The organism is Psychrobacter glacincola, assembly GCF_965118485.1.
Lineage (GTDB): Bacteria > Pseudomonadota > Gammaproteobacteria > Pseudomonadales > Moraxellaceae > Psychrobacter > Psychrobacter glacincola_D.
Map to the genome: position 1 here is coordinate 130,781 of NZ_CBCPJH010000005.1, position 15,503 is coordinate 146,283.

The following is a 15,503-nucleotide window of genomic DNA, read 5'->3' on the forward strand; positions in this document are numbered from 1 at the left end:
TCCAAAATCTTTATTATAAAATTCTGAACCGAGATATTTATGAAAATTAGCGAACAATGGCTACGTCGATGGGTGAATCCCAACAATAATAGTGAACAATTGGCAGACCAATTAACGATGGCAGGGCTAGAGATTGATGATCGCTACGCGGTTGCCCGTGCCTTTAGTGGTGTGGTCGTCGGCGAAGTTATCAGCGTCGAGCAACATCCAGATGCTGATAAATTGCGCGTCACACAGATCAATATTGGTGCAGCTGAAACTTTACAAATCGTCTGCGGTGCACCGAACGTTACTGTCGGCATGAAAGCGCCCGTCGCTACCGTTGGTGCCGTTTTACCTTCTGATGATGTCAGTAATGGTAAAGCGGGCTTTGAAATTAAAAACGGTAACCTACGCGGTATCGATTCGAACGGTATGCTATGCGGTGCCTCTGAAATTGATTTAACCGATAGCATCGATGGTCTGCTTGAATTGCCAGCTGACGCGCCAATCGGTATGGATATTCGTGAGTATTTGGGTTTAGACAATCAAATCCTAGATATCTCTATTACTCCAAACCGTGGCGATTGTTTTAGTGTTCGTGGTATTGCTCGTGAGATATCGGTCATTAACGATTTGCCGATGCAAATGCCAAATATCTCTGATAATAGCCAATTTACTCATAACGAAGCTATGCAAGCTGTGACAGTTAGCGCGATCGAAGCTTGCCCGCGCTATCTATTACAGTCAATTAGTAACATTGATCGTAGTATTGATACGCCAAAATGGATGCAAGATGCGTTGGTGCAATCAGGACTACGTTCGCACAACTTCTTGGTCGATGTGACCAACTATGTGTTGATGGAATTGGGTCAACCGCTACATGCGTTCGATGCTGATACCATTGTTGGTGATATCGTTGTGCGTTTGGCACAGCCTGAAGAAACGATCGTTTTACTTAACGAACAGACCATTACCTTAACGGGTGATGAATTGGTTATTGCTGACGATAAAGGCACACTTGCACTTGCCGGTATCATGGGTGGTCAGCGTAGTAGCGTCACCGATAGCACGACTAATATTGTGTTAGAAAGTGCTTTCTTCAATCAGCTAGCTATTGCTGCACGCGCTCGCCGTTTTGGCTTGCATACTGATGCCTCGCAACGCTTTGAGCGTGGGGTAGATTTTGAGTTACCAGAGCTAGCCCTTGCTCGTGCCGTCGATTTAATTACTAGCGTTACAGGTAGTCAAGCGGGGCAAATAGTAAAATCAGAGAGTAGCGACCATTTACCTGCTCGTGCACCAATTAGCTTGCCAATCACAAAAGTCCGTGATGTTATCGGTATTGAGATTGAGCCAGCAGTTATGGTGCGTATCTTAACCCAACTAGGGTTTGAAGTAGAGCAGCAAGCGGATAGCTTGATTTGCAAGCCGCCATCTTATCGCTTTGATATGAGTATCAAAGAAGATCTCATCGAAGAAATTGCCCGTATCTATGGCTATGACAATATTCCAAGTGTATTGCCGCACTTGCAAGTCAGCATGGATTATGACGATACCGCAGACTTGACGCATGAGATGAAGCTCGCGCTGGTCGATAATGGCTATATGGAAGCAATTAGCTTTAGCTTTAGCGATGCCAAATTAGAAGCGCTGCTTGATGATAAAGCATTAGGCGAAGTGTTGGCACTGGCCAACCCTATCTCCAGCGATTTAGCGGTGATGCGCCGTACTTTACTATCAAGTTTATTACCGTGCGTACAATATAACCTAAATCGTCAGCAATCGCGTGTGCGTTTCTTTGAAACAGGACTAAGCTTCGTCGGTCATAGTGTGAGTGATTTGGTACAAACACCAACTATGGCTTTAGTAGCAGTGGGCGACATCTGGGATGAGCAAGCATATCAAAACCGTATGCTAGATTTTTACGATTTAAAGCATGATATTGAACAATTACTACCTGCACAAATCGATAGCGCGCGTATCCGCTATGAGCGTAGCGAACTTGCTTTCTTACATCCTGGACAAAGCGCGAAGCTATATATTGATGACCAATATATTGGCTGGTTAGGACAATTACATCCTAATACCGCCAAGCAATTAGATTTACCGGCTACTTGGGTCGCGCAACTTTCATTGGCACCATTGCTAACGCTTGCTCGTGAGCAGCATGAAATCAATACGCCCAGTAAATTCCCACAAGTACGCCGCGATATCGCCATCTTAGTAGACAGCGATATTAGCTTACAGATGTTGGAATCGACAGTACGCGCAGCAGCTGGTGAGTTATTGACAGATTTATGGTTATTTGATATTTATCAAGGTGATAAAATACCAGAGGGTCAACGTTCCTTAGCCTTTGCTTTGATTTGGCAGGATAAAATACAAACTCTATCTGATGATACGGTAAAAACGGCGACTGACAAGGTAGTACAAGCGCTAATAGATCAGCACTCAGTACAGTTGCGCGATAGCTAACCTTTAACCATAAAAGATACTTGTTCTATAGCCTCGATATAAACGGGGCTATAGAGCCTTGTTATTTTTATGATTGCCAAGAATTATCTTTTATATCGACTATTTTTTATATAGATTTTTAAAATACGAGTTAAGTAGTTATTAATAAAGGATTTTATCGTCGACTTTATTAAAAAGATGCTCAAAAAACCTTTATAATAGCTAACATTAATTCTCATACCGCTAAACCATGATATTCGACATCACGACATAGCATAGGAGTCGTACTGTGAGCACCTTAACCAAATCTGACATGATTGAGCATTTGATGAGTCATCTCAACCTAACGCGCCAAGAAGGTCGCTGTTTGGTAGAGAATTTTTTTGACGAATTGTCAGAGAGTTTGATTGATGGCAAAGAAGTCAAGCTTTCAGGCTTTGGAAACTTTGAGCTTAAAGACAAAAACAGCCGCCCAGGTCGCAATCCTAAGACAGGAGAGCCCGTTGCGGTATCGGCACGCCGCGTTGTCACCTTTAAAACAGGACAGAAATTCCGTCAACAGGTCGACGAGCGCCTATTTGATTAATAGCAGTAACAGGCAGTATTTCAAAATGATGGTTATAACAGTCGATTTAATAGGCAACTGTTATAACCATCATTTTTTTATGTCTGCCATTTAAGTTTTATAAAACCTAAATGGTAGACATAAAAAAAGAGAGCGTAAGCTCTCTTTTTTTAGTACAGTGTTTTTATTTATAGAAATAAAAATTACTGAGCAGCTGGTTCTTCAACTACAACTTCGTCAGCTGCGTCTACAGCTGGAGTTTCGCTAGCTACGTCAACGCTAGTAGTAGTACCATCTACAGGTACTTCAGCATCGATTTCGTTAGTAGCAGTAGCAGCTTGTGCATCAGCGATTTCAGCTTCAGCACCGGCAACAGCAGCATCAGCTTCAGGAGTAGCTTCAGGAGTTTCTGCTAGCTCTTCTTTAGCGTCTTGCACTTCTTCAGATGCGTCAGATAAATCTTCAGCAGCGTTTTCTTTGTTGCTATCACAGGCAGTTAAGCCCATAGTTGCAGTCATGATACCAGCTAGAGCAAGTAATTTTAAGTTCATAAGGTTTTCTCCGGGATAATTAAATGAGCAGTAGCAGCAAAAAAGGTCGAACGTCCGAGATGTCTCAGATATTCAACTAGTCTTAGTCACAGCTACTCAGCTTTCACGCATTCTATATGATTTCTTTCTGCATAGAAAGAGGTTGTACAATTAAGTTACAATAAAATTGTAAACGGGGTTTTACTTTACCTATCTTCCATAATTCTTAATACAACCAATCAAATTAATCGACGTATAATCAATGACATCAGCCTATTATCGCTAAGTTTTCGAGATCTGATATTTTCCAATCTTTGTTGCTGCTTCTAACAATGTCATAAGAAAGATAGCAGCCAGATAAATGGCATAAAACGATTCTGTTAAGACTTCGCTATAAGGGCGAAAATAGGTTAAATATTTGATAGTACTCTTACTTAGTATTTAATGAAGTACTAACTGCACTATGATTATCGACAGAGTTCATCAAAGGCCTTAGATAAAAACTATATAACATTAATAATAATTGATACCTACAGCGTAAAGTATCGGATTTTTTGGGAGTGAAACTATGAAATGGCAAGGCAGACGCGGTAGTTCTAACGTGCGTACCAGCAGTGGTGGCGGTAAGTTAATGGGCGGTGGTATCGGTGGTATTATTATCGCAGGTATTCTATGGCTGGTATTTGGGGTAAACCCGATGACTGCATTACAAACAGGTCAAGTGGTCGCCGGCGGAGGTAGTACCTCCACTGAGCCTGCAACCGGTGATGATCGTGATACACAGTTCGTCAAAGTGGTTTTAGCAGATACTGAAGAAGTTTGGCATCAGATATTTAATGAAGGTGGCAGTACCTATAAAGAGCCGTCATTAATTTTGTTTAATGGGCAAGTCAGTTCTGCCTGTGGCGGTGCAAGCTCAGCGACAGGCCCTTTTTATTGCCCCGGCGATCAAACGGTCTATTTAGATACATCATTTTTCGTAGAGATGCGCCAAAACCTAGGTATCTCTGGTGATATCCAAAACTCAGGTGATAGCGAAAATCAAGATAAGGCTGGAGATTTCGCTCAGGCTTATGTGATTTCTCATGAAGTGGGTCACCATGTGCAGACTTTACTAGGTATCACGCAGCAAGTTAACGAAGCCAGTCGTCAAGTCACGCGTGCACAAGCGAATAAATTGTCTGTACTGCAAGAGCTACAAGCCGATTGCTTTGCTGGTGTTTGGGCACAGCGCAATCAAGAGCGTGTGCAGTTTTTAGAAGCAGGAGACATTGATGAAGCTATCAATGCAGCGGGTCAAATCGGTGATGACCGCTTAGCACGTGCAGGCGGCGGCGCGGTAGTACCTGATAACTTTACTCATGGTACTAGCCAACAACGTGTAGAGTGGTTTACGCGTGGTTTAGAGAGTGGCAACGTACAATCTTGTGATACCTTTAGTGGTGCTTTATAAGACTGTCAATTATAAAAATAGCTATATTGATTGGTATGATCAATTGTTACTACAATAATCGTTAGACAAAAAAAGCCTGCAATCAATTGCAGGCTTTTTTGTACGCTATATTTGGTTAGACAATATTTTTAATTAAACGTTATCTGCCAAAATAGCTACTTCAAAGCAATTATCTGCTGTTGTTCAAGATATAAGCACCAGCGCCGCCTAATGCAGCACCACCGATTGCGCCACGAGCGATATCTTTACTGTCACCGCCACTTCTAATAAGTGCGCCAGCAGCAGCGCCAGCAGCAGCGCCTTTAGCGGTGTTGCTCAAGCCAGTGTTATAACCATAACCGTTGTTAGCGCAACCACCCATCATTAACGCTGAGCTTGCAATGGCAGTTAGTGCAAAAGTTTTAGCAAATTTCATAATATCACCTATTAAGTTGTCAAGTTTCAAATATTGAATTTAGAATACCATCCATCAAACCATCAAAATTATGATGGATAAAAGCTACCATGCACAAGATGTATCTAAATATGTTCTTACCGCCTATATTAGCCCTTATATACCTTTCTAGTCGTAGTAGAAACGCTAAGCTTTGCAAGCAACCTGTAAACTATGTTTCTTTACTATGTCGTTGGTAGTGCTTTTGCTTAGGGTTATTGTATTTATACGGATAGTAAGCTAACTGTTTTTAACAATAAATTCTCTATTAATACAAAAAGTGAGTCCTTTAACTAAGAAAGGCCACCATATTGGCAGCCTTTTTAAAATTATTATTTATTTATAAGTTTTAGTCTTAAGCAATTATTGAAATCAATTTTGTGATTTACGCTTCATTTGCTCAAAGAATTCATCATTGGTTTTGGCTTCTTTTAAGCGATCTAGTAGGAATTCAGTCGCCTGTACGCCATCCATCGGTTGTAGCAATTTACGTAAAATCCAAACTTTACGCAGCTTATCTTCATCAAGCAGACGCTCTTCACGGCGTGTACCTGATTTTTTGATGTTAATCGCAGGAAAGACGCGCTTTTCTGCTAAATCGCGTTCAAGAGTAATTTCTTGGTTACCGGTACCTTTAAATTCTTCAAAGATAACGCTGTCCATTTTACTGCCGGTATCAATAAGAGCACTGGCAATAATGGTCAAGCTGCCGCCTTCTTCAATGTTACGAGCCGCACCAAAGAAACGTTTTGGGCGCTCTAAAGCATTGGCATCCAAACCACCGGTTAATACTTTACCAGATGACGGAATAACGGTGTTATAGGCACGAGCAAGACGGGTAATCGAATCAAGCAAAATAACCACATCTTGTTTATGCTCAACCAAACGCTTGGCTTTTTCGATGACCATTTCAGCCACTTGAACGTGACGCTGCGGTGGTTCATCAAAGGTAGAAGCAACCACTTCACCACGTACGGTACGCACCATCTCAGTCACTTCTTCTGGACGCTCGTCAATCAATAGAACGATCAAATAACATTCAGGATTGTTACGGGTGATAGACTGGGCGATGGTTTGTAGCAGCATCGTTTTACCAGCCTTTGGTGGTGCAACGATAATAGAGCGCTGACCTTTACCAATCGGCGCAATTAAATCAATGATTCGACCGGTCAAATCTTCAGTGGTGCCGTTACCAAGCTCAAGTTTGAGATGTTCGGTAGGGAATAGTGGCGTCAGGTTTTCAAAGATAAGCTTATGACGCGAGCGATCTGGCGTGTCAAAGTTAATCTCGCCAACTTTTAATAGCGCAAAATAACGCTCAGAATCTTTTGGTGGACGAATAGTGCCGGCGATACTGTCACCTGTCTTGAGACTAAAGCGGCGAATTTGGCTTGGGCTAACATAGATATCGTCAGGACCCGCTAAATAAGAGCCTTCTGATGAGCGCAAAAAGCCAAAACCGTCCGGTAGCACTTCAAGTACACCATCACCATAGATGGCCTCACCATTACGAGCATGGGTTTTTAGGATGGCAAAGATAATGTCTTGTTTACGGCTACGCGCCATATTATCAAGACCCATTTCTTTGGCGATGGCCAATAGCTCAGCGATTGATTTTTTCTTTAATTCAGTAAGATTCATAGATAGGTCGTTAGCAGTTGGTCAGATGAGAGATGCCATTATTCACAAATCACAACAGTGATTAAAAAAGTGCTATTAGGGCGATAGAGGGTATACATGCAGGGTTAAGGTTTATGTAGCTTTGGTTTTATGTGTCAATTTATGAGGTTATCGCAAGAGAGTGATACAAGTCATAAAAAGGGAAGATAAAGAAGTCTACATAAGAGTCTGCGTCAAAAACTCAATATCAGTCATTGTGTTTAGTCATTCGGTCAGTAGTGGTGTTTCATAATGACGATGGTGTTTGTATTGATAAACACGAGGAGAATAGCGACAAGATATTTAGGAAAAGCATTAGTTTTCTCTTATCAGCAGACTATACGGGCTTGAAGATAGTATTGTCAATAATTTTTGCCAAAAAAGTTATCTAATCCTGTTTTCTGCTCATAAAATCAACAAAAAAGTCATTATCTGTATTAGATAATGGCCTTCTCATTAACGTATTTTTAATATGCTTACGAACAGTGGCTAAAGCAACCAAATCAAGTAATTGTTAATTTATAAATGCTTATCTAGCACTTTTGCCAATTCAGCTTTTGGCTGTAAGCCCATCACTGAATCTACTTTTTCGCCATCTTTAAAGACAAATAAAGTTGGGATGTTACGAATACCAAAGCGGCTTGCTGCTTGTGGGTTGTTATCCACGTCAACTTTAACGATTTTAACTTTACCTTGGTACTCAGTCGCTAAATCTTCTAAAATAGGCGCAATAGCTTTACAAGGACCACACCACGTTGCCCAAAAATCTACTAAGACTGGCACGTCAGATTGTAGAACATCTTGGTCAAAGTTGGCATCGGTGGTATTAACAATAAGGTCTGACATAATTTTTCTCTCTTGTTTTATTATTTCTGTCACCATTTATCTATAAAACGATAAATATCATACCAAAACGATGACAGGCTAAAAATGTTAAGAATGGCTAGAAATCTGCCATTATATTAACATGTTTGCCCAAAGTTGACAGACGTAGGCTGGTTAAATTGTTTAACAATTACGATTAGCACAATAAATCAACACATAAGGATACAGGTTAGGTTTTGTCTGTCACCTGCGCTATCCATTCGTATCGTTAACCACTCATTAAGATTACCAAAATTTGATTCTATAACGAATTCTGATTTTTATATCCGAACTGATTGATATAAGCCCATTAATATAAGTAGCCCACATTTATGCCTTTTACTGATGAAAGAATCGATGCCCTTAATGCTGAAGAAAATGCCCGTTCGCCTGAGTTTTTTCAATCCTTTGCGAAAAGTGTTACTGTTTATGAAGATGATGATATATGGGTAGTCGATAAGCCAGCAGGACTATTGAGTGTCAATGGTAAGAGCTTAAAAGTAAGCTTGCTTGCTCGCCTTGAGCGCGCTAATCCAGCGGTTAAATTGATTCATCGACTCGATATGGATACCTCTGGTCTATTGATTTTTGCCAAAAACGCCGTGGCACAAACTAATATCAGTAAGCAATTCATTGATCGATTACCGCAAAAAAGCTATCAAGCACGGGTTTTTGGTCAATGGGAAAGCATTGGTGCAAAAGGCAAAATATCCGTACCGGTACGCTATGAGCCAACCACTAAACCGCGCCATATCGTTGACCATGATTGGTCAAAACATGCGCTGACGTTATATGAAGTATTGGCGCATGAGGAATGTGATGGTCAAATAGTGACTCGAGTATTATTAAAGCCAGTCACCGGTCGCAGCCATCAACTGCGCGTGCACATGATACACGTTGGTCATGTGATGATTGGCGACCCAATTTATGCGGAAGGAGCGGCATTAGATATTGCGTCAAGACTGAATCTGCATGCACAGCAGCTGCGACTTAAGCATCCGACGCTTGGGGCATGGATGGACTGGGAAAGTCCGACACCTTTTTAAATACATAGCTCTTTAAAAGTGACTTTTTACAATTTTAGTTAAAAAGTCCCTGTAAAAGGGTGAGTTTGGAAAGACCAGTCAGTAATATAAGTTAACCTAGCGCTAAAATTGTTTATAGTTGATTGAGTTAAGGATGATTAAATATTAATCGAGGATAAATAAGGCTATGGTCGATAACACATTATCTCAAGCGCATAATGATACTCAAAAAGGCGCTAATGAAAGCAATCGTAAGAGTATCAAACGTTTATTAAAACGCCCAAAACCACAATCGGTCACCTCAGCGGATTATGATGTGCTTATCATTGGCGCTGGTATCGCAGGCATCAGTATGGCTTGCCATCTTCAGCAACAAAAAAATAGTGGGTTTTCTAATGCTAAAAGCGCTATAAAACGAAAGCGTAAACATAAAGAAAACCAAGCTACTAAGCATTTTTTAATTGTAGAGAAACGGACAGATTTAGGCGGTACATGGGATTTATTTACCTATCCCGGTATCCGCTCTGACTCGGATGCGCTGACTTTTGGTTATAGCTTCCGTCCGTGGTTGGATCATAAAATGCTGGCAAAAGGTGCAGACATTAAAAGCTATATTGCCGATACGGCACGCGAGTTTAAGGTGCTAGAGCATATCCGCTATCAGCATGAGGTGCAGCAGTTATCCTGGTCAAGCGATAGTCAACAATGGACAGCGATGATTAAAAATCATGCTACTAGCGAAGTATTGAGCATCACGGCGAATTTTGTCGTTGGGGCAACGGGGTATTATGACTACGAGAATGGTTATAGACCACATTTTAAACATGAAGAGCAGTTCAAAGGGAAAATAGTCCATCCGCAGCATTGGCAAGATACGCAATACGACGATAAAAAAGTTATTGTCATTGGTAGTGGCGCAACAGCAATGACACTGATACCAGCGTTGGTTGATGAAAATAATGAACAATGTGCGCGTCATGTCACTATGCTACAACGCTCACCGACTTATGTCGCCAGTGTGCCGGGCGATGATCATGCACTTGCTTTATTATCAGGTAAGTTCTCGCCTTTATCAAAACCGCAGGCTTATACCTTGCTACGTACGCGCAATGTGATGTTTCAACAAGGGGTGTATCGCACCGCAATTTATGCACCAAAAATGATGAAAGCACTGTTAAATCACAGAGCTAAAAAAGAGCTCAAAGGTAGTGGAGTGGATATCGCTCATTTTCAGCCTACCTATAATCCATGGGAAGAGCGCTTATGTGCGGTGCCTGATAGCGATTTGTTTCAAGCGTTACATAGCAAGCGCGCTGAGGTAGTAACTGATAACATCAGTCATTTCACAACAACTGGCATTGCATTAACATCAGGTAAGCATTTAGATGCTGATATTATCGTCACTGCTACTGGGCTCAAATTACAAATGCTTGGCGGTGCTGACTTATATGTTGATGGGCAGAAAATTGATGTAGGCGCACGGATGACTTATAAGGCAGTATTGCTTGAAGGCGTACCAAATATGGCAATCATGTTCGGCTATACCAACGCGTCTTGGACGCTGAAGATTGATTTGGCTTGCCAGTATGTGCTGCGCTTACTGAATTATATGTATAAAGAAGGCTATAAAACCGTATGTGCGCAGGCTGTAACTGAACAAGAGCAAGTGGAAATGCAGCCAGATACGGTACTTGGAGCCCTATCAGCAGGTTATATCAGCCGTGCCAAAGATGAGCTGCCAAAACAAGGTGATCGCTATCCGTGGCGCGTGAATAATAATTATTTCACCGATCGTATTATGCTTAAATACCGTAAAGTTAAAGACGAATGGCTACAATTTAATCGTTAAAATTTACTAATTGTTAAGGTCTATTATTAGCCTAACCGTTAATTTTATCAGTCTTACTGAGCTTGTTTGATAAAGTCAGTGACTTGTTTACTCAGGATTTGCCACAAGGTTTCTTGAGCGCTTTTACTGCCCCAAGCATTGTGCGGGCTAAATATTACACGTGGATGCTCGCCAAGCCCCAGTAAAGGATCATTGTCAGCGATTGGCTCTTGCTCAAAAACATCACTGCCATATCCTAAAATCTGCTCATTATTGATAGCATCAGCAAGCGCTTTACTATCAACGATACCACCACGAGCAACGTTAATAAGCAGCGGCTTTTTACTCATTTTTGCCAATGTGTCCTTATTAATCAGATGCTGAGTGGCATCATTTAAGGGACAATGTAAGCTAATCACGTCCGCACGAGCCAATACCTCATCAAAGGCGGTATAGTCTTCATTGCGCGGCGCCCGTCCTTGATGTTCCGCCCATAAAACTGTCATACCAAAGGCCCGAGCGATGTCGGTCACGCGTTTACCGATGGTGCCAATACCAATAATACCAAGCGTTTTTTCTTCCAAGTCAATAAGTGGGATATCAAGCAGGCAAAAATTACCGTTATCTGCCCATGTGCCATCGGTGACTTTATTATGATAGTAAATACCGGCACGCATCGCATTGAGCATCAACATAAAGGTATGTTCAGGGACGCTTTTGACTGCGTAACCAGCAACGTTATACAGCGTGATACCATGCTTAGTACAAGCATCGTGGTCGACGTTATTCATGCCGGTAGCGGTCAGTTGAATAAGCTTTAGCTTTGTCAGCTTAGCAATCGCTTCAGCATTGATTTGCACTTTATTGGTAAAAATAATATCGGCATTTTGACAACGCTCTACAATCAGCTCTGGCGGCGTATCATCGTAAGTAATATAGTCAGTAACGCCAGCGGGTGCTGGCAAGTCGACGTTATCAGAAAAAGTACCTCTATCTAAAAAAACCGCTTGCATGATGATTCCTTATCTCATTATTATCGTAAATAGTCTTTGGTTGTTATCGGCTTAATGTAGCACGTTGCCGCCTTTAGTCAAAAAATACATCAAAAAACACATAAAAAAGTGTAAAGCAAAAAACCTCTACTTCAAGTTGAAATAGAGGTTTTATTTATTGACACAGTAGTCTTTTGCGCTTATTTAGTTTTATGAGCTTATAAAGAAAAACGTTTGCGTAATTTACCAATAAGACTACGTACGCGACTGCTTAAATCAATACGCACATCGTTTTCAGGGTCGTGCTCAACTTCATAACGTTTGACCAAGTCAGGGCTGGCTTTGAGTTTTGCATGATGTTGGAACGCACGATTAACGCTAATTTCAAGTAGGCTAGCGCGCATCGGTTTCGGTAAGCAGCGATAGACCTGACCTTTATTAATCAAATCAATCAGCAAGCCCGCATCTTGAAATTCAGTCTGTACCAAGACCACTAAGTGCGGCGCGTCTTGTTTTAAAGTAAAGATAATAGGTGCGATATTTTCGCCGCTCACATTAATATCGGTAATACAAACGCCGATATCTTCGTTCGCCAAATAATCATATGCTTCTTCTAAGCCTTTGGCATGCAGGACTCTATAACTGTGAGAAAATTGCTTGCGTATTTGCTCAATTAGCTCGTCAGTCTCATCGATGACCAATAATGTTTGTTTGTGACCTGAGCTATCGAATTGCTCAGCGTCTTCGTCTGGGTTATAAGTCAAAGCGATTTCGGTGGCGCGACCGACTACAGCAAGTAGCTCTTCAGATTTGCAAGGCTTGGTTAAATAACGATAAATTTCACCATCGTTAATAGAGCCAATAATCGCATTCAAATCAGCATAGCCGGTCAATAAAATCCGCATGGTAGATGGCGAAACGTCTTTTACTTCGCGTAAAATATCAACGCCGACACGCTCAGGCATCCGTTGGTCACTGACCGCGACGTGTACGTGATTATTTTTGATATAGTCGATATATTCAGTCGGGTCAGTAGTGATAAAAACGTCATGGGTTTTACGAAACAGCAGTTTCATAGAACGTAAGATACGTTGTTCATCGTCAATAAAAGCCAGCTTCGGTCTAGCTTCAGCCCCTAGATCAGCGGTGCTTATGTTATTATTGGTGTCATTTTCTAATTCATTCATGATGAGTTCCTTATGATGAATAACAGTGATATAACTTTGTATAATAATTAAAATAGCAATTAAAAATAAAAACAGAATCTAGCGATTATGCTGCTAGGCTTTTTTCTGTTAAGTCATTATTAATCGGTAACGTTAAGGTAAAGGTGGTGCCAACACCTTCAGTTGATACGGCTTTAATGTCGCCATTATGCTGCTCCATAATCTGCTGACTAATTGCCATGCCAAGTCCCGTACCTTCGCCTGCACCTTTAGTGGTAAAGAACGGCTCAAAGATTTGATTGAGCACTTCGGTACTCATGCCTTTACCGTTATCGCTGACGTCGATATAAACATTGCTGTCATCGGCACGCGTGCGTACTTCGATTTTGCCATCCGGTTTTTCAGCCATCGCTTGTGAGGCGTTATTGAGCAGGTTGACCAAGACTTGGTTAATTTGCGACGGTGAGCACTTAATTTCAGGTGTTGGCGCAAAATCAGTGACAATCTCTTGATGCCTGATAGAGTTACCGGCGATTTTAAGCGAGGCTTCGATACATTCGCGCACGTCGATGGTCTTCACTTTTGACTCATCAAGGCGAGCAAAGTTGCGTAGGTTTAGTACCATCTCAGTGATTTGCTCAACGCCAAATAGCGAGTCTTTAATCAGCTCTTTTAGCTCAGCGGATAGATCATCTTCTTGAATTTCATCCGAAGCACGGACGATATCTGCTAATAACTTGTCAATCTTACCATCAGATGCGGCGTCAGACTTGATACCTTTTAGCCCTTGTACCAATTCAATCAACTCTTGGTATTGCTCAGTTAACTGACCGATAATTTCAAGGTTGTTTTGCACATACGACAATGGCGTATTTACTTCATGGGCGACGCCTGCAACCATTTGTCCCAAGGTTGCCATTTTTTCTGAACGAATCAATTGTAGCTGTGAGTTTTTCAGCTCTTTTAGCGTGTCTTGCAGCTCAGCGGTACGCTCTTCTACTTTAATCTCAAGCTGTTGATTGATATTAGCAAGCTTACCTTCGTTAGATTGGATTCGATCTAGCAGGTCATTGATAGAGCCGTTGACCAGCCCAATCTCGTTGCGACCTTCCTTAAATTTAACGGAGCTTAGCTTGTTATATTGCTTATTGTTAATGATATTTTCTGCCAGAGAAATTTTATCACTGGTTTCTTTCAATGGTTTAAATGCTAAGAAAGTCAGCATAAAGTAAATAATACCAGCGGTGATAAGAAGCGCTAATGCTATCCAGTTAATTAAGTTTTCACTCAAGTTATCGGCAATGGCATTAATCTCAGCATCAGGCTGTACGACGATGAGCTTCCAATAGGTTTCAGGAATCTCAAAGACATACGCTTGACTGCCATTATAGAAGTTATCATTGGTCAGCTCAAAGCTTTGCAATAAGCGGCTGTCCATGGCATTTTGCTTATTTTCACCATTATTTAAGTAAGCGGCATAGTTGACTAAGTAATAACCTTTAGAATCACCTGTTTCTGCTTTATCAATCGTATTCAATACCTGCTGTACCTGCGGCGATACATTGGCAGCGACTTGCTCAATAATCTCATTACGCTGAGTTTCTAAAAAGCCTAGTACTGGCTCCCAAGCTGGATCTGAGTTGATGACTTGTTTGATATCAAGTGGCGTACCGGTTGCTTCATCGATATAGCTTAAGCGTTCAGGGTTAGATGAGGCGATAACCTTATCACTATTATCTAATAATAAAATATAGCCTGAACCTGAGCTTTCACTGAGCTTAACAATGTTTTCTTGTAGCTGATTTAGGGTAAAGTTAACCGTGCTCGCACCCCAAAACTGATTGTCACGCTCGATTGCGACACCGCAGCTCATGGCAAGCTCGCCTTTGGTTTGGCTGGCACGGACGTGGTTCCAAATACAGCTGTCAGGATTAAGCAGTTTTAGGACGCTAAACCAATCTTCTTGATAATACGGATTGGCGGGATTAGGATCACTTAGTACTGCTTGGTAGTTACCGTTTTGACGCACCATCAAAAATGGATGGGTCGCAGCATTGGCACCAAGTGCGCCTTTTTCTGGCCAAATGCCGCCACTACCCAATAAGTTATAGTCGCGTTTATCAAAAGCATTGGCTGTACTGACTTGCAAAATACCCTCTTGCAGTGGCAGCGTTTGTGCGCTTTGCTGTAATAGCAAGGCACTACGCATGACCCGATTGATATCGGCAGAGATACTATTAACTGCCGTATTACCACGTTCAGCAACCAGCTTTGCTGACTCAAGACGGATTTTATCATGACCTTCTTTATCAACGACATACACAACGACCGCCAGTACGACCGCAAAAGCAATGAACAAAATAGTAGTAACTTGGGTACTGACTTGATTAAAAAAGCCGACTTTTTTGGAGTCACTCATGACGGGATTTGTCCTTGAGAATAGGGAACACAAAAGGTTTACCAATGTGATTGAATGGTAACCATGACTTATGCGGTAATGCTAACAGTAGATAAAGCTTAAAAGGTATTTATAAAAAACTATAAAGCCCAAC

12 protein-coding genes are annotated in these 15,503 nt (G+C 41.5%); 5 read left to right on the forward strand and 7 right to left on the reverse strand.

Annotated elements, in window-relative coordinates:
• The first annotated feature begins 39 nt into the window (after positions 1–39).
• The gene (gene pheT / locus ACMHKH_RS02870) at positions 40–2,457 is read left to right on the forward strand and encodes a phenylalanine--tRNA ligase subunit beta (protein WP_413519164.1); all 2,418 of its coding nucleotides are present in this window, start codon (positions 40–42) and stop codon (positions 2,455–2,457) included.
• A gap of 268 nt (positions 2,458–2,725) precedes the next feature.
• Positions 2,726–3,022 carry an integration host factor subunit alpha gene (locus tag ACMHKH_RS02875; RefSeq protein WP_068403716.1) on the forward strand — a complete coding sequence of 99 codons (297 nt, stop codon included), beginning with the start codon at positions 2,726–2,728 and terminating at the stop codon, positions 3,020–3,022.
• A gap of 182 nt (positions 3,023–3,204) precedes the next feature.
• Here ACMHKH_RS02875 and ACMHKH_RS02880 read toward each other — a convergent pair whose 3' ends face one another.
• Complete coding sequence (locus ACMHKH_RS02880) at positions 3,205–3,552, reverse strand: hypothetical protein (RefSeq protein WP_413519165.1); 348 nt, start codon at positions 3,550–3,552, stop codon at positions 3,205–3,207.
• Between the two features lie 547 nt (positions 3,553–4,099).
• Here ACMHKH_RS02880 and ACMHKH_RS02885 point away from each other — a divergent pair.
• Positions 4,100–4,984 carry a neutral zinc metallopeptidase gene (locus tag ACMHKH_RS02885; protein ID WP_413519166.1) on the forward strand — a complete coding sequence of 295 codons (885 nt, stop codon included), beginning with the start codon at positions 4,100–4,102 and terminating at the stop codon, positions 4,982–4,984.
• A 169-nt stretch (positions 4,985–5,153) separates the two neighbouring features.
• On the opposite strand, the gene ACMHKH_RS02890 is transcribed toward ACMHKH_RS02885, so the two are convergent.
• The 3 genes from ACMHKH_RS02890 to trxA all read right to left on the reverse strand — a co-directional run bounded on the left by ACMHKH_RS02890 (position 5,154) and on the right by trxA (position 7,922).
• The gene (locus ACMHKH_RS02890) at positions 5,154–5,399 is read right to left on the reverse strand and encodes a hypothetical protein (protein ID WP_413519167.1); all 246 of its coding nucleotides are present in this window, start codon (positions 5,397–5,399) and stop codon (positions 5,154–5,156) included.
• Between the two features lie 390 nt (positions 5,400–5,789).
• Positions 5,790–7,058, reverse strand: coding sequence for a transcription termination factor Rho (rho, locus tag ACMHKH_RS02895; RefSeq protein ID WP_079692785.1), 1,269 nt, complete (start codon positions 7,056–7,058; stop codon positions 5,790–5,792).
• A gap of 537 nt (positions 7,059–7,595) precedes the next feature.
• Positions 7,596–7,922, reverse strand: a complete 327-nt coding sequence (trxA, locus tag ACMHKH_RS02900) for a thioredoxin (RefSeq protein ID WP_021812773.1) — start codon at positions 7,920–7,922, stop codon at positions 7,596–7,598.
• A 350-nt stretch (positions 7,923–8,272) separates the two neighbouring features.
• Here trxA and ACMHKH_RS02905 point away from each other — a divergent pair, with 350 nt between their 5' ends.
• On the forward strand, positions 8,273–8,986 hold the full coding sequence (locus ACMHKH_RS02905; RefSeq protein ID WP_413519168.1) for an RluA family pseudouridine synthase: 714 nt from the start codon (positions 8,273–8,275) through the stop codon (positions 8,984–8,986).
• Between the two features lie 331 nt (positions 8,987–9,317).
• Positions 9,318–10,814: a flavin-containing monooxygenase gene (locus tag ACMHKH_RS02910; protein ID WP_413519175.1), complete on the forward strand. Its 1,497-nt coding sequence runs from the start codon at positions 9,318–9,320 to the stop codon at positions 10,812–10,814.
• 53 nt (positions 10,815–10,867) lie between these two features.
• Here the strand turns inward: ACMHKH_RS02910 and ACMHKH_RS02915 are convergent, their stop codons facing one another.
• The 3 genes from ACMHKH_RS02915 to ACMHKH_RS02925 form a co-directional block, all read right to left on the reverse strand.
• Entirely contained in the window at positions 10,868–11,806 is a 939-nt protein-coding gene (locus ACMHKH_RS02915; protein WP_413519169.1) for a D-2-hydroxyacid dehydrogenase, read from the reverse strand.
• Between the two features lie 197 nt (positions 11,807–12,003).
• Positions 12,004–12,972: a response regulator gene (locus ACMHKH_RS02920; RefSeq protein WP_413519170.1), complete on the reverse strand. Its 969-nt coding sequence runs from the start codon at positions 12,970–12,972 to the stop codon at positions 12,004–12,006.
• Positions 12,973–13,057: 85 nt separating this feature from the next.
• The gene (locus ACMHKH_RS02925) at positions 13,058–15,370 is read right to left on the reverse strand and encodes an ATP-binding protein (protein WP_413519171.1); all 2,313 of its coding nucleotides are present in this window, start codon (positions 15,368–15,370) and stop codon (positions 13,058–13,060) included.
• Between the last annotated feature and the right edge of the window lie 133 nt (positions 15,371–15,503).